Genomic DNA, 20652 nt, shown 5'->3' with positions numbered 1-20652 from the left:
CGCCCCACGCCTCCGCCCGGGATCTCCGCCCCGTATCTCCGTACCGGACCTCGGTCCCGTACGACCTTCCCGGCGGGCCGAATATCCCCTGGCCACTCGGCATTCCCGCCCCTCTGGGGTCGTAGGGGGGCGACTAGGGACGCTAGGGGTGGCCGCCGCGGGGAGCCAGCTCCTAGCGTCGCATGTGAAGTCATGTCGATGTCCCGCCGCGCTCCTCAAGAGGTTGCTTTAGATGCAGAATGAGCAGAAGCTTCGCGACTACCTCAAGCGGGTAATGGCCGATCTGCAGCAGACGAAGCAGCTGTTGAACGAGGCCGACTCGCGGGCGCACGAGCCCATCGCCATCGTGGGAATGAGCTGCCGCTATCCCGGTGGCGCCAATTCCCCCGAGGAACTCTGGGAGATGGTCGCCGAGGGCAGGGACGCGGTGTCCGCCCTTCCGTCCGACCGCGGCTGGGACATCGAACGGCTCTACAGCGCCGACCGGGAAAAGCCCGGAACGTTCTACAACCGGGAAAGCGGATTCCTTTACGAAGCCGCGCAGTTCGACCCCGCCTTCTTCGGGATTTCCCCCCGCGAGGCGCTCGCGATGGACCCGCAGCAGCGCCTTCTCCTGGAAATCTCCTGGGAGGCCTTCGAGCACGCCGGAATCGACCCGCACTCGCTGCGCGGAAGCCGCACCGGCGTATTCGCGGGCGTGATGTACCAGGACTACGCGACCCGGCTCGACCGCCTCCCCGAGGACGTCGAGGGGTACCTCAGCACCGGCAACGCCTACAGCGTCACCTCCGGCCGGATCTCCTACACCCTGGGCCTGGAGGGCCCCGCCGTCTCCGTCGACACGGCCTGCTCCTCCTCCCTCGTCACCCTGCACCTGGCCGCCCAGGCGCTGCGCAACGGCGAGTGCACGATGGCCCTGGCCGGCGGCACCACGGTCATGTCCACCCCCGAGGCCTTCATCGACCTCGCCCGTCAGGGCGGCCTCTCGGCCGACGGCCGCTGCAAGGCCTTCTCCGACCGGGCCGACGGCGCCGGCTTCGCCGAGGGCGTCGGCATGCTGCTGCTGGAGCGGCTGTCGGACGCGCGCCGCAACGGTCACAAGGTGCTTGCGGTGGTGCGGGGTTCGGCCGTCAACCAGGACGGTGCGAGCAGCGGCCTGACCGCGCCGAACGGCCCGTCGCAGCAGCGCGTCATCCGCCAGGCGCTGGACAACGCGCAGCTCTCCTCCGACCAGATCGACGTGGTCGAGGCACACGGCACCGGCACCAGCCTGGGCGACCCGATCGAGGCCCAGGCCCTGATCAACACCTACGGCCAGGAGCGCCCGGCCGACAACCCGCTGTGGATCGGCTCGTTCAAGTCCAACGTCGGCCACACCCAGGCCGCCGCCGGCGCGGGCGGCATCATCAAGATGGTCATGGCGCTGCGCAACGGCGTCATGCCCAAGACCCTGCACGTGGACGAGCCGTCGACGAAGGTCGACTGGTCGGCGGGCGCGGTGGAGCTGCTGACGGAGGCGCGGGACTGGCCGGCCGCCGGTCGTCCGCGCCGGGCGGCGGTGTCCTCGTTCGGCATCAGCGGCACCAACGCCCACGTGATCCTGGAGCAGGCTCCGGCGGAGGAGCCCGAGGAGGCGGCGGAGGCCACCGTCACCGCTCCGGTGTCGTGGGTGGTGTCGGGCAAGTCGGAGGCGGCGCTGCGCGACCAGGCCGCGCGCCTGGCGGCCTTCGTCGGGGAGCGGCCGGAGCTGCCGCTCACGGACATCGGATACTCGCTGGCGCTGTCGCGGGCCCGGTTCGAGCAGCGGGCGGTCGTCTCGGGCGCGGACCGCGACGAACTGCTCGCCGGCCTCGCGGCGGTGGCCGAGGACCGGACCGGCGCGGGTGTCGTCGCCGGATCGGCCGGTTCGGTCGGCGGGCTCGCGTTCCTGTTCACGGGGCAGGGGAGCCAGCGGGCGGGGATGGGCCGGGAGCTGTACGCGGCGTTCCCGGTGTTCGCCGCCGCCTTCGACGAGGTGTGTGTCAGGTTCGAATTCCCGTTGAAGGACGTGGTGTTCGAGGCTTCGGAGCTGCTGGACCAGACCGCGTACACGCAGGCGGCGCTGTTCGCCGTCGAGGTCGCGCTGTTCCGCCTGGTGGAGTCGTGGGGTCTGAAGCCCGACTTCCTGGTCGGTCACTCCGTGGGTGAGATCGCTGCTGCCCACGTTGCCGGTGTGCTGTCGCTGGAGGATGCGGCGAAGCTGGTGGAGGCGCGTGGCCGGCTGATGCAGGCGCTGCCCGAGGGCGGCACGATGGCGGCGATCCAGGTCACCGAGGCCGAGGTGTTGCCGCTGCTGGTGGGCCGGGAGTCGGAGATCGCTGTCGCGGCGGTCAACGGGCCTTCCTCGGTGGTGGTTTCGGGTGACGAGGCCGCTGTGCTTGAGGTGCTGGAGTACTGGAAGGCGCAGGGGCGCAAGGGCCGTCAGCTGCGGGTGAGTCACGCGTTCCACTCGCCGCGGATGGAGCCGATGCTGGCCGAGTTCCGCGCCGTGGCGTCCGAACTCGCCTACTCGGAGCCGAAGTTCGCCGTCGTCTCCAACGTCACGGGCGAGCTCGCCACCGAACTGGCCTCGCCCGAGTACTGGGTGCGGCACGTCCGTGAGGCGGTCCGTTTCGCCGACGGCATCGCGTACCTGGCCGCCCAGGGCGTCACCGACTTCCTGGAGCTGGGCCCCGACGGCACCCTGTCGGCCCTCGCCCAGGAGATCATCGACGGCCACTTCGCCCCCGTCCTGCGCAAGGACCGCCCCGAGACCCAGACCTTCACCCAGGCCGTCACCGGCCTGCACACCCGGGGCGCGGTGCTCGACTGGGACGGCGTCTTCGCCGGTCGCGGCGCACGCCGCACCGACCTGCCGACGTACGCCTTCCAGCACCAGCGCTACTGGCTGGAGTCGGCCGCGCCCGAGGAGCCGGCCGCCGTCAGCGGTGCCGCGCCCGAGGAGACGCGCTTCTGGGAGGCCGTCGAGCGGGAGGACACCGCCGCCCTCGCCGCCGCGCTCGCCGTCGACGGCGCCGAGCCGGCCTGGCTGGAGGCCGCGCTGCCCGTGCTGTCGACCTGGCGCCGGCAGAGCCGGCAGCGCAACACCGTCGACTCGTGGCGCTACCGCGTCACCTGGAAGCCGCTCTCCTCCGCCCCCACCGCCGGCGTCTCCGGCACCTGGCTGCTGGTCGTCCCGGCCGGCGAGGCCGCCGGGGACGCCTGGGTGCCCGCCGCCGAGCGTGCCCTGACGGCCCGCGGCGGCGTGGCCGTGCGGGTCGAGTGGGACGCCGCCGACACCGACCGCGCCGCGCTCGCCGAGCGGATCCGCGCGGCGGCCGGTGACACCCCGCCGAACGGCGTGCTGTCGCTGCTCGGCTTCGACGCCGCCCCGCACGCCGCCCACCCCTTCGTGCCCGCCGGGCTCGCCGGGACGCTCACCCTCGTCCAGGCACTCGGCGACGCGGCCGTCGAGGCCCCGCTCTGGCTCGCCACCCGTGGCGGCATCTCCGTCGGCCGCTCCGACCTCGCCGCCGACCCCGCGCAGGCGCAGGTCTGGGGCCTCGGCCGGGTGGCCGGCCTGGAGCACCCGAACCGCTGGGGCGGCCTGGTCGACCTGCCCGGCACCGTCGACGACCGTGCCGTCACCCGCCTCGCCGACGTGCTGTCCGGCCAGGGCGGGGAGGACGAGCTCGCGGTCCGCGCGACCGGCGTGTTCGGCCGCCGCCTGGTCCGCTCCTCGCTCGCCGACCAGGCGGGCGGCTCATGGACGCCGCGCGGCACGATCCTGATCACCGGTGGCACCGGCGCCCTCGGCGGCCACGTCGCCCGCTGGGCGGCCGCCAACGGCGCCGAGCACCTGGTGCTCACCAGCCGGCGCGGCGACCGCGCCCCCGGCGCGGGCGAACTGGCCGCGGAACTCGCCGAGTCCGGCGCCAGGGTCACCTTCGCGGCGTGCGACGCGGGCGACCGCGAGGCGCTGGCCGCCGTCCTGGAGCGGATCGACGCGGAGGCCGGCACCCTGCCGCTCACCGCGGTCGTCCACGCCGCCGGCGTCGGCGACACCGGCGCGCTGATGACCACCGACCTGGGCGAGGTCGCCCGGATCGTCGCCGCCAAGGCCGCCGGCGCCACCCACCTGGACGACCTGCTGGGCGACCGGCCCCTGGACGCCTTCGTGCTCTTCTCGTCCAACGCCGCCGTCTGGGGCGGCGCGGACCAGGGCGCCTACGCGGCCGGCAACTCCTTCCTGGACGCCTTCGCCGAGCAGCGCCGGGCCAAGGGCCGTACCGCCACCTCCATCGCCTGGGGACTCTGGGGCGGCGGCGGCATGGGCACCGACGGCGACGAGGAGGCGATGCTGCGCGTCGGCCTCAAGCGGATGAGCCCCGAACTCGCGGTCTCCGCCCTCGTCCAGGCCGTCGAGCACGAGGAGACCAACGTCTCCGTCGCCGACATGGACTGGGAGCGCTTCGCGCCCGCCTACTCCGCCGTCCGGCAGCGCCCGCTCATCGGCGGCCTGCCCGAGGTCCGGCGTGTCCTGGACGCCGCCGAGGCCCCGGCCCCGACCGCCGCCACCGGCGGCAACGCCCTCGCGCAGCGGCTGGCCGGCCTGAGCACGGCCGAGCAGCACGCCGTCGTCCTGGAACTCGTGCGGGCCCAGGCCGCCGCCGCCCTCGGCCACGCCGAGGCCTCCGCCATCGAGCCCGGCGCCGCGTTCCGCGAACTCGGCTTCGACTCGCTCACCGCCGTCGACATCCGCAACCGCCTCAACGGCGCCACCGGGCTCAGGATGCCGACCACGCTGGTCTTCGACTACCCGACCGCCACCGCCGTCGCCGACCACATCCGCACCGAGCTGGTCGGCGCCGACACCGCCGCGGCGCTGCCCGCCGTCGCCACCGCGCTCACCGCCGACGAGCCCATCGCCATCGTCGCCATGAGCTGCCGCTACCCGGGCGGCGTCGACACCCCCGAGGAGCTGTGGCGGCTCGTCCTGGACGGCCGCGACGCGATCACGCCGTTCCCGACCGACCGCGGCTGGCCCATCGACGACCTGTACGACCCGGACCCGGAGGCGACCGGTACCACCTACGCCTACGAGGGCGGGTTCATCGACGGCGCGGGCGGCTTCGACGCCGGCTTCTTCGGGATCTCGCCGCGCGAGGCGCTGGCCATGGACCCGCAGCAGCGCCTGCTGCTGGAGGCCGCGTGGGAGGCGCTGGAGCGCGCGGGCATCGACCCGCTGTCGCTGCACGGCACCCAGGGCGGCGTCTTCATCGGCGCCGGCTCGCAGGGCTACGGCATCGACGCCGACGCCCCCGAGGGCACCGAGGGCTACTTCCTCACCGGCACCCAGTCGTCGGTCATCTCCGGCCGAGTCTCGTACACCCTGGGCCTGGAGGGCCCGGCGGTCACCGTCGACACGGCCTGCTCCTCCTCGCTGGTCGCCCTGCACCTCGCCGCGCAGTCGCTGCGCCAGGGCGAGTGCGACATGGCCCTCGCGGGCGGCATCACCGTCATGGCCACCCCTGGCGCCTTCGTCGAGTTCAGCCGCCAGCGCGGCCTCTCCGGCGACGGCCGCTGCAAGGCCTTCGCGGGCGCGGCCGACGGCACCGGCTGGTCCGAGGGCGCCGGCCTGCTGGTGCTGGAGCGGCTGTCGGACGCGCAGGCCAGGGGCCACAAGGTCCTTGCGGTGGTGCGTGGTTCGGCCGTCAACCAGGACGGCGCGTCCAACGGCCTGACCGCCCCGAACGGTCCCTCGCAGCAGCGCGTCATCCGCCAGGCCCTGGCCGGTGCCGGGCTGACCACGGGCGACGTGGACGTGGTCGAGGCGCACGGCACCGGCACCCGCCTGGGCGACCCGATCGAGGCCCAGGCGCTGATCGCCACCTACGGACAGGGCCGCGAGGGCGCCGAGCCGCTCTGGCTCGGCTCGATCAAGTCCAACATCGGCCACACCCAGACGGCGGCCGGTGTCGCCGGTGTGATCAAGATGGTCATGGCGATGCGGGAGGGCGTCCTCCCGCAGACCCTGCACGTGGACGAGCCGACCCCGCACGTCGACTGGTCGGCGGGCGCGGTCGAACTGCTCACCGAGAACCGCGAGTGGCCCGCGCTCGGCCGCCCGCGCCGCGCGGCGGTCTCCTCCTTCGGCGTCAGCGGCACCAACGTGCACACCATCATCGAGCAGGCACCGGCGGAGGAGCCGGCGGAGGCCGTCGAGGCGACCGTCACCGCTCCGGTGTCGTGGGTGGTGTCGGGCAAGTCCGAGGCCGCGCTGCGCGACCAGGCCGCGAACCTGGCGTCGTTCGTCGGGGCCCGCCCGGAGCTGCCGCTCACGGACGTCGGCTACTCGCTGGCGCTGTCGCGCTCCCGCTTCGAGTACCGGGCGGTCGTCTCGGGTACGAGCCGGGAGGAGCTGCTGGCCGGGCTGGCAGGCCTGGCGAGCGGTGAGGTGCCCGGCGGCTCGGTGAGCCGCGGCAAGCTCGCGTTCCTGTTCACCGGGCAGGGCAGCCAGCGGGCCGGGATGGGGCGTGAGCTGTACGCGGCGTTCCCGGTGTTCGCTGCGGCCTTCGACGAGGTCGGCGCGCACCTGGACGCCCACCTGGACGTGCCGCTGAAGGACCTGGTCTTCGACGGGTCCGAGCTGCTGGACCAGACGGCTTACACGCAGGCGGCGCTGTTCGCCGTCGAGGTGTCGCTGTTCCGTCTGGCGGAGTCGTGGGGTCTGAAGCCCGACTTCCTGGTGGGCCACTCCGTGGGTGAGATCGCCGCTGCGCATGTCGCGGGTGTGCTGTCGCTGGAGGATGCGGCGAAGCTGGTCGAGGCGCGTGGCCGGCTGATGCAGGCGCTGCCCGTCGGCGGTGCGATGGCGGCGATCCAGGCGACCGAGGCGGAGGTGCTGCCGCTGCTGGCCGGCCGGGAGGCCGAGATCGCCGTGGCGGCGGTCAACGGGCCTTCCTCGGTGGTGGTTTCGGGTGACGAGGCCGCTGTGCTTGAGGTGCTGGAGCACTGGAAGGCGCAGGGGCGCAAGGGCCGTCAGCTGCGGGTGAGTCACGCGTTCCACTCGCCGCGGATGGAGCCGATGCTGGCCGAATTCCGTTCGGTCGCCTCCAAGTTGACCTACTCCGAGCCGAAGCTCGCGGTGGTCTCCAACGTGACCGGTGAGCCGGCGACCGAGCTGACGTCCCCCGAGTACTGGGTGCGCCACGTCCGCGGGGCGGTCCGTTTCGCCGACGGCATCACCTACCTGGCGGAGCAGGGCGTCACCAAGTTCCTGGAGCTGGGCCCCGACGGCACCCTGTCGGCCCTCGCCCAGGAGATCATCGACGGCCACTTCGCCCCCGTCCTGCGCAAGGACCGCCCGGAGGCGCTGTCCTTCACCCAGGCCGTCACCGGCCTGCACGCCCGAGGCGCCGAACTGGACTGGGACGGCGTGTTCGCCGGTCGCGGCGCGCGCCGCATCGACCTGCCGACCTACGCCTTCCAGCACCAGCACTTCTGGCTGGAGATGGGCGCACCGGCGAGCGACGTCTCCGTGCTGGGCCAGGTGGCGATCGGCCACCCGATGCTGAGCGCCGCGGTCGCTCTGCCGGAGTCGGACACGCTGGTCCTTACCGGCCGGCTCTCCCTCCAGTCGCACCCGTGGATCGCCGACCACCTGGTGATGGGCTCGGCCGTGCTGCCGGGCACCGGCCTGGTGGAGCTGGCGATCCACGCCGGTGACCAGGTCGGCTGCGGCCAGGTCGAGGAGCTGATGCTCCAGGCCCCGCTCGTCCTCGCCGAGCGCGGCGCCCTGGTGCTGCGGGTGATCGTCGAAGCGGCGGACGCGCTGGGCCGCCGCCCCGTGGCCGTCTACTCCCGCCCGGACGAGGCGGACACCGTGGAGCCGTGGACGCGGCACGCGGCCGGCTTCCTGGCGGCCGGTGCCGCCGAGCCGGCGTTCGACCTGTCGGTGTGGCCGCCGAAGGGCGCCCAGCCGGTCGAGGTCGACGAGCTGTACGAGGGCCTCGCTGCCACCGGTCTGGTCTACGGCCCGGTGTTCCGGGGCCTGCGCGCCGCCTGGCGTGCCGATGACGCCGTGTACGCCGAGGTCGAGTTGCCCGAGGGCGTGTCGGTCGACGGTTTCGGTGTTCACCCGGCCCTCTTCGACGCCGCGCTGCACGCCGCCGCCCTGGGCACCGCCCGTGACGCGGACGGCGAGGGGACGGGTCTGCCGTTCGCCTGGAACGGCGTCTCCCTGCACGCCACCGGCGCGTCGCTGCTGCGCATCCGGCTGACCCCGTCCGGCCAGGACGGTGTCTCCCTGGTGATGGCCGACGGCACCGGCAGCCCGGTCGCCTCGACCGACTCCCTGGTCTTCCGCCGGATCACGGCCGACCAGCTGTCGGCGGGCCGTGAGGCGATGCACGAGGCGCTGTTCGGGCTGGACTGGTCGGTGCTGGCGCTGCCGGCGGCCGGTGCCGGTTCGTGGGCGGTGCTGGGTGCGGCGGAGGGTGTCTTCGCCGGTGGCACCGGGTACGCGGGTCTGGCGGAGCTGGCCGCTGCCGGTTCGGTGCCGGAGGTGGTGTTCGCGCCGGTCGTGTCGTCCGAGGGCGTTGACGTGGTGGGTGCCGCTCACCGGTCGGCGCTGGAGGCGCTGGAGCTGGTGCAGGGCTGGCTGGCGGAGGAGCGTTTCGCCGGTTCCCGTCTGGTGTTCGTCACCCGTGGCGCGCTGGGCGACGAGCTGGCCGGTGCCCCGGTGTGGGGTCTGGTGCGGACGGCGCAGTCGGAGAACCCGGGCCGGTTCGTGCTGGTGGACGCCGACGCTTCGGTGACCCCGGGGCTGCTCTGGTCGGTTCTCGGCTCGGACGAGACCGAGGCCGTGGTGCGCGACGGCGCGGTGCGGGTGCCGCGCCTGACCCGGACGCCGGTCATCGAGGGCGGGTTCGAGCTGGACGAGGCCGGCACGGTGCTGGTCACCGGCGGTACGGGCGCGCTCGGCTCGCTGGTCGCCCGTCACCTGGTCACCGAGCACGGCGTCCGACACCTGGTCCTGACCAGCCGTCGCGGCCTGGCCGCCGAGGGTGCGCGGGAACTGGCGGACGAGCTGGTCGAGTTGGGCGCCGCCGAGGTGGAGGTCGCCGCGTGCGACGCCGCCGACCGCGACGCCCTGACGGAGCTGCTCGGCACCATCGCCGGCCGCCGCCCGCTGGCAGCAGTCGTGCACACGGCCGGTGTCCTGGACGACGGCGTGATCGGCTCCTTCACCCCGGAGCGGCTGGAGGCGGTGCTGCGCCCGAAGGTGGACGCCGCGTTCAACCTGCACGAGCTGACCCGCGACCTGGAGCTCAGCGCCTTCGTGCTGTTCTCCTCCGTCGCCGGTGTGATGGGCAGCGCCGGTCAGGGCAACTACGCCGCCGCCAACACCTTCCTGGACGCGCTGGCGGAGCACCGCCGCTCGCTCGGCCTGGCCGCGACCTCGCTGGCCTGGGGCCCGTGGGCCCGGTTCGGCGGCATGACCGCCGAGCTGGACGACGTCGACGTCAACCGGATGAACCGGGGCGGGCTGGCCGGTCTGTCGAGTGACGAGGGCCTGGAGCTGTTCGACGCCGGCTGGGTGTCGGACCGGGCGCTGCTGGTGCCGATGCGGCTGGACCTGGCCGCCGTGCGGGCGCAGGCCCCGGCCGTGGGCGTGCCGCCGCTGATGCGGTCCCTGGTGCGGGTCTCCTCGCGCCGGACGGCGCAGGCCACGACGGCCGAGACGGGCGCGCTGGCCCAGCGGCTCGTCGGCCTGGTGACCGAGGAGCGCCGCGCGCTGCTGCTGGAGCTGGTGCGCGGCCAGGTGGCCGCGGTGCTGGGCCACCAGGGCGCGTCGGCCGTCGAGCCGGAGCGGGCGTTCAAGGAGCTGGGCTTCGACTCGCTCACGGCGGTCGAGCTGCGCAACCAGCTCGGGACGGCGACCGGTCTGCGACTGCCGGCGACGCTGGTCTTCGACTACCCGAACGCGGTGTCCGTCGCCGAGTTCCTGCTCGGTGAGGTGTTGGGCGAGGAGCCCGAGGTCGTCGAGCCGACGGCCGTCCGCACGGCGATGGACGACGAGCCGATCGCGATCGTCGGCATGGCCTGCCGCTACCCGGGCGGGATCACCTCGCCGGAGGGGCTGTGGCAGTTCCTGCTGGCCGGCGGCGACGGAACCTCGCGCTTCCCGACGGACCGCGGCTGGAACGTCGAGGAGCAGTTCCTCGAGGACCCGGACCAGCCCGGCACCACGTACGCGCTGGCCGGTGGATTCCTGCACGAGGCCGCCGAGTTCGACCCCGCCTTCTTCGGCATCTCGCCGCACGAGGCCTTCGCCATGGACCCGCAGCAGCGCCTGCTGCTGGAGGCCTCCTGGGAGGCCTTCGAGCGGGCCGGCATCGACCCGGCGTCGGTGCGCGGCAGCCGGACCGGCGTGTTCGCCGGCGTGATGTACCACAACTACGCGGCGCGGGTCACCGAGATCCCCGACGGTGTCGGCGGTTTCCTCGGCACCGGCAACTCCAGCAGCGTGGTGTCCGGTCGCGTCTCCTACACCTTCGGCCTCGAAGGCCCGGCGGTGACGGTCGACACGGCGTGCTCCTCCTCGCTGGTCACCCTGCACCTCGCGGCGCAGGCCCTGCGCCGCGGCGAGTGCACGCTCGCCCTCGCGGGCGGCGTCACCGTCATGCCGAACCCGGACACCTTCATCGACTTCGCCCTCCAGCGCGGCCTGGCCTCCGACGGCCGGATCAAGGCCTTCGCGGGCGCGGCCGACGGCACGTCCTGGTCGGAGGGCGTCGGCATGCTGCTCGTCGAGCGGCTGTCGGACGCGCGCCGTAACGGGCACAAGGTGCTTGCGGTGGTGCGGGGTTCGGCGGTGAACCAGGACGGTGCGTCGAACGGCCTCACCGCCCCGAACGGTCCGTCGCAGCAGCGGGTGATCCGCCAGGCCCTGGCCGACTCGGGTCTGACCACGGGCGACGTAGACGTGGTCGAGGCGCACGGGACGGGTACCCGACTGGGTGACCCGATCGAGGCACAGGCGCTGCTGGCCACGTACGGCCAGGGGCGCGATGGCCGCGAGCCGCTCTGGCTCGGCTCGGTGAAGTCCAACCTCGGCCACACCCAGGCGGCCGCCGGTGCGGCGGGCATCATCAAGATGGTCATGGCGCTGCGCAACGGGGTGCTGCCGCAGACCCTGCACGTGGACGAGCCGACCCCGCACGTCGACTGGTCGGCGGGCGCGGTCGAGCTGCTCACGGAGGCGCGCGACTGGCCGGCGGTCGGACGTCCGCGCCGGGCGGCGGTGTCGTCCTTCGGCATCAGCGGCACCAACGCGCACGTGGTGCTGGAGCAGGCGCCCGCCGAGAAGGCCGTCCAGGCCGACGAGGTGACGGTCGACGCTCCGGTGTCCTGGGTGCTGTCGGGCAAGTCCGAGGCGGCGCTGCGGGACCAGGCCGCGCGCCTGGCGGCCTTCGTCGGGGAGCGGGCGGAGCTGTCGCCCGCCGATGTCGGGTACTCGCTGGCGCTGTCGCGCTCCCGCTTCGACCACCGTGCGGTCGTCTCCGGTACGGACCGGGACGAACTGCTGGCGGGCCTCGCGGCGGTGGCCGCCGGGGACGCCGCCGGGGCGGTCGCCTCGGTCGGCGGGCTCGCGTTCCTGTTCACGGGGCAGGGGAGTCAGCGGGCGGGGATGGGGCGTGAGCTGTACGCGGCGTTCCCGACCTTTGCCGCCGCGTTCGACGAGGTGTGTGCCAGGTTTGAATTCCCGTTGAAGGACGTGGTGTTCGAGGCTTCGGAGCTGCTGGACCAGACGGCTTACACGCAGGCGGCGCTGTTCGCCGTCGAGGTCGCGTTGTTCCGCCTGGTCGAGTCCTGGGGTCTGAAGCCCGACTTCCTGGTCGGCCACTCTGTAGGTGAGATCGCTGCCGCCCACGTTGCCGGTGTGCTGTCGCTGGACGATGCCGCGAAGCTGGTGGAGGCGCGTGGCCGGCTGATGCAGGCGCTGCCCGTCGGTGGTGCGATGGCGGCCATCGAGGCGACCGAGGCCGAGGTGCTGCCGCTGTTGGCCGGCCGGGAAGCCGAGATCGCCGTGGCCGCCGTCAACGGGCCGACGTCGGTGGTTGTTTCGGGCGACGAGGCTGCCGTCCTGGAGGTGCTGGAGTACTGGAAGGCCAAGGGCCGTCGGGGTCGTCAGCTGCGGGTGAGCCACGCGTTCCACTCGCCGCGGATGGAGCCGATGCTGTCCGAGTTCCGTGCCGTGGCGTCCGAACTCACGTACTCGGAGCCGAAGTTCGCGGTGGTCTCCAATGTCACGGGTGAACTCGCCACCGAGCTGACCTCGCCCGAGTACTGGGTGCGCCACGTCCGCGAGGCTGTGCGCTTCGCCGACGGCATCGCCTACCTCGCCGCTCAGGGCGTGACCACGTTCCTGGAGCTGGGTCCGGACGGCACCCTGTCGGCTCTGGCGCAGGAGATCGCCGAGGGCCATTTCGCGCCCGTTCTGCGCAGGGACCGCCCGGAGGCACTGTCCTTCACCCAGGCCGTCACCGGCCTGCACACCCGGGGCGCGGCGCTCGACTGGGACGGTGTCTTCGCCGGTCGCGGCGCGCGCCGCATCGACCTGCCGACGTACGCCTTCCAGCACCAGCACTACTGGCTGCGCGCGACCGCCGCGGCCGGCGACGCGACGAGCCTGGGCCTGGGGAAGACCGGTCACCCGCTGCTGGGTGCGGCGATCGCTCTGCCGGACTCGGACGGCGTCCTGCTGACGGGCCGCCTGTCGCTCCAGTCGCACGCGTGGCTTGCTGATCACGCGGTGTCGGGTTCGGTGTTGGTGCCGGGTACGGGTCTGTTGGAGCTGGCGATCCACGCCGGTGACCAGGTGGGCTTCGGTCAGGTCGAGGAGCTGATGCTCCAGGCCCCGCTTGTTCTGCCCGAGCAGGGCGGCATCGCCCTGCGGGTCTCCGTGGAGGCGGCCGGCGCGGACGGTCTGCGTCCGGTCGCGGTCTACTCCCGCCCGGACGACGCCGAGAACGACGAGCCGTGGACGCGGCACGCGGCCGGCTTCCTGGCGGCCCGCGCCGCCGAGCCGGCGTTCGACCTGTCCGTGTGGCCGCCGAAGGGCGCCCAGCCGGTCGAGGTGGAGGACCTGTACGAGGGTCTGGCCGCCGGTGGCCTGGTCTACGGCCCGGTGTTCCAGGGCCTGCGCGCCGCCTGGCGTGCCGAGGACGCCGTCTTCGCGGAGATCGCGCTGCCCGAGGGCGTGTCGGTCGACGGCTTCGGTCTTCACCCGGCGCTGCTGGACGCCGCGCTGCACGCCGTGGCCCTGGGCGAGTTCGTGGACACGGCCACCGCCGAGGGTTCGTGGCTGCCGTTCGCCTGGAGCGGGGTGTCCCTGTACGCCACCGGCGCGTCCGTCCTGCGGGTGAAGCTGTCACCCGCCGGCACGGACGCGGTGTCCATCGCGACCGCCGACGAGACCGGCTCCCCGGTCGCCGCCGTCGCGTCGATGGCGCTGCGTCCGCTCGCCGCTCAGCTGTCGGCGGGCCGCGACACGGCACACGAGGCGCTGTTCGGGCTGGACTGGTCGGTGCTGGCGCTGCCGGCGGCCGGTGCCGGTTCGTGGGCGGTGCTGGGTGCGGCGGAGGGTGTCTTCGCCGGTGGCACCGGGTATGCCGGTCTGGCGGAGCTGGCCGCTGCCGGTTCGGTGCCGGAGGTGGTGTTCGCGCCGGTCGTGTCGTCCGAGGGCGTTGACGTGGTGGGTGCCGCTCACCGGTCGGCGCTGGAGGCGCTGGAGCTGGTGCAGGGCTGGCTGGCGGAGGAGCGTTTCGCCGACTCCCGCCTGGTCTTCGTGACGCGGGGTGCGCTGGGCGATGATCTGGCCGGTGCCCCGGTGTGGGGTCTGGTGCGGACGGCGCAGTCGGAGAACCCGGGCCGGTTCGTGCTGGTGGACGCCGACGCTTCGGTGACCCCGGGGCTGCTCTGGTCGGTCCTCGGCTCGGACGAGACCGAGGCCGTGGTGCGCGACGGTGAGATCGTCGTCTCGCGGCTGGTCCGCGCCTCCCGGACGAGCGCGACCGAGGTCGCTCTCGCCGAGGGCGGGACGGTGCTGGTCACCGGCGGTACGGGCGCGCTGGGTTCGCTGGTCGCCCGTCACCTGGTCACCGAGCACGGCGTCCGTCACCTCGTGCTGACCAGCCGCCGCGGCCTGGCCGCCGAGGGCGCGCGGGAACTGGCGGACGAGCTGGTCGAGTTGGGCGCGGCCGAGGTGGAGGTCGCGGCCTGCGACGCCGCCGACCGTGAGGCGCTCGCCGCCCTGCTGGCCACCGTTCCCGCCGGGCACCCGCTCACCGCGGTCGTGCACACGGCCGGTGTGCTGGACGACGGCGTGATCGGCTCGCTCACGCCTGAGCGGCTGGAGGCGGTGCTGCGTCCGAAGGTGGACGCGGCTCACAACCTGCACGAGCTGACCCGTGAGCTGGACCTGTCGGCGTTCGTGCTGTTCTCCTCCGTCGCCGGTGTGATGGGCAGCGCCGGTCAGGGCAACTACGCCGCCGCCAACACCTTCCTGGACGCGCTGGCGGAGCACCGCCGCTCGCTCGGCCTGGCCGCGACCTCGCTGGCCTGGGGTGCCTGGGAGCAGAGCGGCATGGCCGGCGACCTCGGGGACACCAACCTCAACCGGATGAACCGGGGCGGGCTGGCCGGTCTGTCGAGTGACGAGGGCCTGGAACTGTTCGACGCCGGCTGGGTGTCGGACCGGGCGCTGCTGGTGCCGATGCGGCTGGACCTGGCCGCCGTGCGGGCGCAGGCCCCGGCGGTCGGTGTGCCGCCGCTGATGCGGTCCCTGGTGCGGGTCTCCTCGCGCCGGGCGGCCCAGGCGGCGACGGCGGAGACGGGTGCGCTGGCCCAGCGGCTGGCGGGTCTGTCGGCCGAGGAGCGGCGGGCGCTGCTGCTGGAGCTGGTGCGCGGCCAGGTGGCCGGGGTGCTGGGTCACCAGGGCGCGTCGGCGGTGGAGCCGGAGCGGGCGTTCAAGGAGCTGGGCTTCGACTCGCTGACGGCGGTCGAGCTGCGCAACCAGCTCGGGACGGCGACCGGTCTGCGACTGCCGGCGACGCTGGTCTTCGACTACCCGAACGCGGTGTCCGTCGCCGAGTTCCTGCTCGGTGAGGTGCTGGGCGAGGAGCCCGAGGTCGTCGAGCCGACGGCCGTCCGGACAGCCCTGGACGACGAGCCGATCGCCATCGTCGGGATGGCCTGCCGCTACCCGGGCGGGATCACCTCGCCGGAGGGGCTGTGGCAGTTCCTGCTGGCCGGCGGCGACGGCATCGTGCCGTTCCCGGCCGACCGCGGCTGGGACCTGGACGGCCTGTTCGACGGTGACACCGACCGTCCCGCGTCCGACTACCTCCTGGAGGGCGGTTTCCTCCAGAAGGCGGCCGACTTCGACCCGACCTTCTTCGGGATCTCGCCGCGCGAGGCGCTCGCCATGGACCCGCAGCAGCGCCTGCTGCTGGAGGCCTCCTGGGAGACCTTCGAGCGGGCCGGCATCGACCCGGCCTCCGTACGCGGCAGCCAGACCGGCGTGTTCGCCGGCGTGATGTACCACAACTGGGCCTCCCGGCTCACCGAGATCCCGGAGGAGCTGGCCGGCTTCCTCGGCAACGGCAGCGCGAGCAGTGTGGTGTCCGGGCGTGTCTCGTACACCTTCGGCTTCGAGGGCCCGGCGGTGACGGTCGACACGGCGTGCTCCTCCTCGCTGGTCGCGCTCCAGATGGCGACCCAGTCGCTGCGGCGCGGCGACTGCTCGATGGCCCTGGTCGGCGGTGTGACGGTCATGTCCACCCCGGACACCTTCGCCGGCTTCGCCCTTCAGCGCGGTCTGGCGCTGAACGGCCGCTGCAAGCCCTTCGCGGGCGCGGCCGACGGCACCGGCTGGTCGGAGGGTGTCGGCATGCTGCTCGTGGAGCGGCTGTCGGACGCGCGCCGTAACGGGCACAAGGTGCTTGCGGTGGTGCGTGGTTCGGCCGTCAACCAGGACGGTGCGTCGAACGGCCTCACCGCCCCGAACGGCCCCTCGCAGCAGCGGGTGATCCGCCAGGCCCTGGCCGACGCGGGTCTCACCACGAGCGACGTGGACGTGGTCGAGGCGCACGGCACCGGCACCACGCTCGGCGACCCGATCGAGGCCCAGGCGCTGCTGGCCACGTACGGGCAGGGCCGCGAGGAGGGCGAGCCGCTCTGGCTCGGGTCGATCAAGTCCAACCTCGGCCACACCCAGGCCGCTGCCGGCGTCGCGGGCATCATCAAGATGGTGCTGGCACTCCAGGAGGGCGTCCTCCCGCAGACCCTGCACGTGGACGAGCCGACCCCGCACGTCGACTGGTCGGCGGGCTCGGTCGAACTGCTCACGGAGGCGCGGGACTGGCCGGAGCTCGGGCGTCCGCGCCGCGCGGCGGTGTCGTCCTTCGGCATCAGCGGCACCAACGCGCACGTGATCCTGGAGCAGGCGCCCGTCGAGAAGGCCGTCGAGGCCGACGAGGCGACGGTCGCTGCCCCTGTCGCGTGGGTGGTGTCGGGCAAGTCGGAGGCGGCGCTGCGTACGCAGGCCGCGAACCTGGCTTCCTTTGTCGGGGAGCGGCCGGAGCTGTCGCCGGTGGACGTCGGCTTCTCGCTGGCGGTGTCGCGGGCGCGCTTCGACCACCGTGCGGTGGTGTCGGGCGGGAACCGGGAGGAACTGCTGGCGGGTCTTGCGGGGCTGGCGGCTGGTGAGTCGGGTACGGAGACTGTCGCTTACGGGAAGCTGGCGTTCCTGTTCACGGGGCAGGGGAGCCAGCGGGCGGGGATGGGCCGGGATCTGTACGAGGCGTTCCCGATCTTTGCCGCCGCCTTCGATGAGGTGTGTGCCAGGTTCGAATTCCCGTTGAAGGACGTGGTGTTCGAGGCTTCGGAGCTGCTGGACCAGACGGCTTACACGCAGGCGGCGCTGTTCGCCGTCGAGGTGGCGTTGTTCCGTCTGGTGGAGTCGTGGGGCCTGAAGCCCGACTTCCTGGTCGGCCACTCGGTCGGTGAGATCGCGGCCGCGCACGTCGCCGGGGTCCTTTCCCTGGATGACGCGGCGAAGCTGGTCGAGGCGCGAGGCCGGCTGATGCAGGCCCTGCCCACGGGTGGTGCGATGGCCGCCATCGAGGCGACCGAGGCCGAGATCCTGCCCCTGCTGGCGGGCCGGGAGTCGGAGATCGCCGTCGCGGCGGTCAACGGGCCGACGTCGGTGGTGGTTTCGGGTGACGAGGCCGCAGTGCTGGAGGTGTTGGAGCACTGGAAGAGCGAGGGTCGTAAGGGCCGTCAGCTGCGGGTGAGTCACGCGTTCCACTCGCCGCGGATGGAGCCGATGCTGGCCGAATTCCGCGCCGTGGCGTCCGAACTCACCTACTCCGAGCCGAAGTTCGCCGTCGTCTCCAACGTCACGGGTGAACTCGCCACCGAACTGACCTCGCCCGAGTACTGGGTGCGGCACGTCCGCGAGGCGGTCCGCTTCGCCGACGGCATCGCGTACCTCGCCGCTCAGGGCGTCACCACGTTCCTGGAGCTGGGCCCGGACGGCACCCTGTCGGCCCTGGCCCAGGGCGTCCTGGCCGACGCGGAGGACTCGGTGTTCGCCCCGGTCCTGCGCAGGGACCGGCCGGAGGCGCTGTCCTTCACCCAGGCCGTCACCGGTCTCCACACCCAGGGTGTGGCACTCGACTGGGAGGCCGTCTTCGCCGGTCGCGGCGCGCGCCGCACCGACCTGCCGACGTACGCCTTCCAGCACGAGCACTTCTGGCTCAAGGCCACGTCCTCCGCCCCGGGCGACGCGAGCCGGCTGGGCCAGGCCGTGACGGGGCACCCGCTGCTGGGCGCGGCGATCGCTCTGCCGGACTCGGACGGCGTGCTGCTGACGGGCCGGGTGTCCGTCCAGACGCACCCGTGGCTTGCTGATCACGCGGTGTCGGGTTCGGTCCTGGTGCCGGGTACGGGTCTGCTGGAGCTGGCGATCCACGCCGGTGACCAGGTCGGCTGCGGCCGGGTCGAGGAACTGACCATCCAGGCCCCGCTCGTTCTGCCCGAGCAGGGCGGAGTCGCCCTGCGGGTGTCCGTGGAGGCGGTCGACGCCGACGGTTCCCGTCCGGTGGCGGTCTACTCCCGCCCGGACGACGCGGCGGCAACGGAGCCGTGGACGCGGCACGCGGTCGGCTTCCTGGCGGCCGGTGCCACTGAGCCGGCGTTCGACCTGTCGGTGTGGCCGCCGAAGGACGCCGAGTCCGTGGACGTCGAGGACCTGTACGAGGGCCTGGCCGCCACCGGCCTGGCGTACGGTCCGGTGTTCCAGGGCCTGCGGGCCGCCTGGCGTGCCGAGGATGCCGTCTTCGCGGAGATCGCGCTGCCCGAGGACACGTCGGTCGACGGCTTCGGCCTTCACCCGGCGCTGCTGGATGCCGCGCTGCACGGCATCGCGCTGGGCGACTTCCTGGCGGAGTCGGAGGGCGCGCGGCTGCCGTTCTCGTGGAACGGGGTCTCGCTGTACGCCACGGGCGCGTCCGTCCTGCGAGTGAAGGTGTCGTCGGCGGGCACGGACGCGGTGACGCTGTCGGTGGCCGACTCCTCGGGTGCTCCGGTCGCGGCTGTCGGTTCGCTGATGCTGCGCCCGGTGGATGCGGGCCAACTGGCTTCTGCGCGGCGGGCGTTCCATGAGGCGTTGTTCCAGCTGGAGTGGTCGGAGCTTGCGGTTCCGGAGTCGGTTGAGGCTTCGTGGAGTGTGCTGGAGTCGGGTGCGGGTCTGGCGGAGCTGGCTGCGGCCGGTTCGGTGCCGGAGCTGGTGTTCGTGCCGGTGGCGCCGTTCGAGGGCGATGACGTGGTGGGTGCTGCTCACCGGTCGGCGCTGGAGGCGCTGGCGTTGGTGCAGGGCTGGCTGGGGGAGGAGCGTTTCGCCGACTCCCGCCTGGTGTTCGTGACGCGCGGTGCGCTGGCCGAGGATCTCGTCAACGCGCCCGTCTGGGGTCTGGTGCGTTCCGCTCAGGCGGAGAACCCGGAGCGGTTCGTGCTCCTGGACGTCGAGGACGGGGTGCCGGCCTGGGAGCGGCTGGCGGCGGTGGCACTGTCCGGTGAGCCGGAGGCGGTGCTGCGCGGTGGCGAGATCGTGGTGCCGCGTCTGACCAGGACGCCGGTCGCCGAGGGCGAGGTCGTTCTCGCCGAGGGCGGCACGGTGCTGGTCACCGGTGGTACGGGTGCGCTGGGTTCGCTCGTCGCCCGTCATCTGGTCGCCGAGCACGGTGTCCGTCACCTGGTTCTGACCAGTCGTCGTGGCCTGGCCGCCGAGGGTGCGCAGGAGTTGGCGGATGAGCTGATGGGCTTGGGTGCCGTCGCGGTGGAGATCGCCGCGTGCGATGCCGCCGACCGTGACGCCCTGGAGAAGCTGATCTCGGCCGTCCCGGCCGAGCACCCGCTCACCGCGGTTGTTCACACCGCCGGTGTGCTGGACGACGGCGTGGTCGGTTCGCTGACCCCGGAGCGGTTGGAGGCGGTGCTGCGTCCGAAGGTGGACGCCGCCCACAACTTGCACGAGCTGACCCGCGAGCTGGACCTCAGGGCATTCGTTCTGTTCTCCTCCGCGGCCGGTGTGCTGGGTAACCCGGGTCAGGCGAACTACGCGGCGGCGAACACCTTCCTGGATGCTCTGGCCGCTCACCGCCACGCGCTGGGTCTGCCGGCGACGTCGCTGGCCTGGGGCGCGTGGGAGCAGAGCGGTGGCATGGCGGGTGGTCTCACCGAGGCCGACCGCCGTCGCCACGACGGCCTGACGGACACCGAGGGCCTCGCTCTGCTCGATGCCGCCTGGACCTCAGGACAGGCACTGCTCGTGCCCGTCCGGCTGGACCTGGCCGGCGTCCGCCGGCAGGCCGCGACGGCCGGCGTCCCGCCGCTGCTGCGGGCCCTGGTCCGCACCCCCGCCCGCCGCGCCGCGGCCGGGGAGCAGACGGGGACGGCGGGCACGGAGGCCCTCGCGGAGCGCCTGGCCGGCCTGGAGCCGGAGGAGCGGCGGGCCCTGCTGCTCGACCTCGTCCGGTCCCACACCGCGGCCGTCCTCGGCTTCGCGGGAGCGGACGACATCGACCCGAAGCGCGGCTTCCTGGAGCTGGGTGTCGACTCGCTCACCGCCATCGAGCTGCGCAACGGGCTCGGCAAGGCGACCGGACTGCGCCTCCCGGCGACGCTGATCTTCGACTACCCGGCCCCGGCCGGTGTGGCCGACTACCTGGCGGCGGAGCTCGGCACGGCGACGGACGAGACGGCGGCCCAGTCCGTCCACTCGGAACTCGACAAGCTGGAGTCGCTGCTCGCGGCGATCGCGGGCGGTTCCGACACCGGTACCGACGAGCGCTCCGGAATCACCGCCCGACTGCGGGCCGTGATGTCGCGGTGGACCGGAGCCCAGGCCGAGGCGGACGGCACGGACGAGGCCGACTCCCTGGAGTCGGTGACCGCGGACGAGCTGTTCGACCTCCTCGACAACGAGCTCGGCCAGTGAGCCCGCAGCCGCCCGTACCCACGCCCGCCGCAGCCCCTGCCGTAGCCCTCACAGTGGAGTGACCC

1 protein-coding gene is annotated in these 20652 nt (G+C 73.4%); it reads left to right on the top strand.

Annotated elements, in window-relative coordinates; all coding sequences use genetic code 11:
- Positions 1–232: 232 nt before the first annotated feature.
- On the top strand, positions 233–20587 hold the full coding sequence (locus tag ACIQOW_RS17175; protein WP_401085262.1) for a type I polyketide synthase: 20355 nt from the start codon (positions 233–235) through the stop codon (positions 20585–20587).
- Positions 20588–20652: the final 65 nt, after the last annotated feature.

This window comes from Kitasatospora sp. NPDC091335 (genome assembly GCF_044757205.1).
GTDB lineage: Bacteria > Actinomycetota > Actinomycetes > Streptomycetales > Streptomycetaceae > Kitasatospora.
The sequence above is the reverse complement of the archived record's forward strand: the minus strand, read 5'-3'. Positions and strand labels throughout refer to the sequence as shown.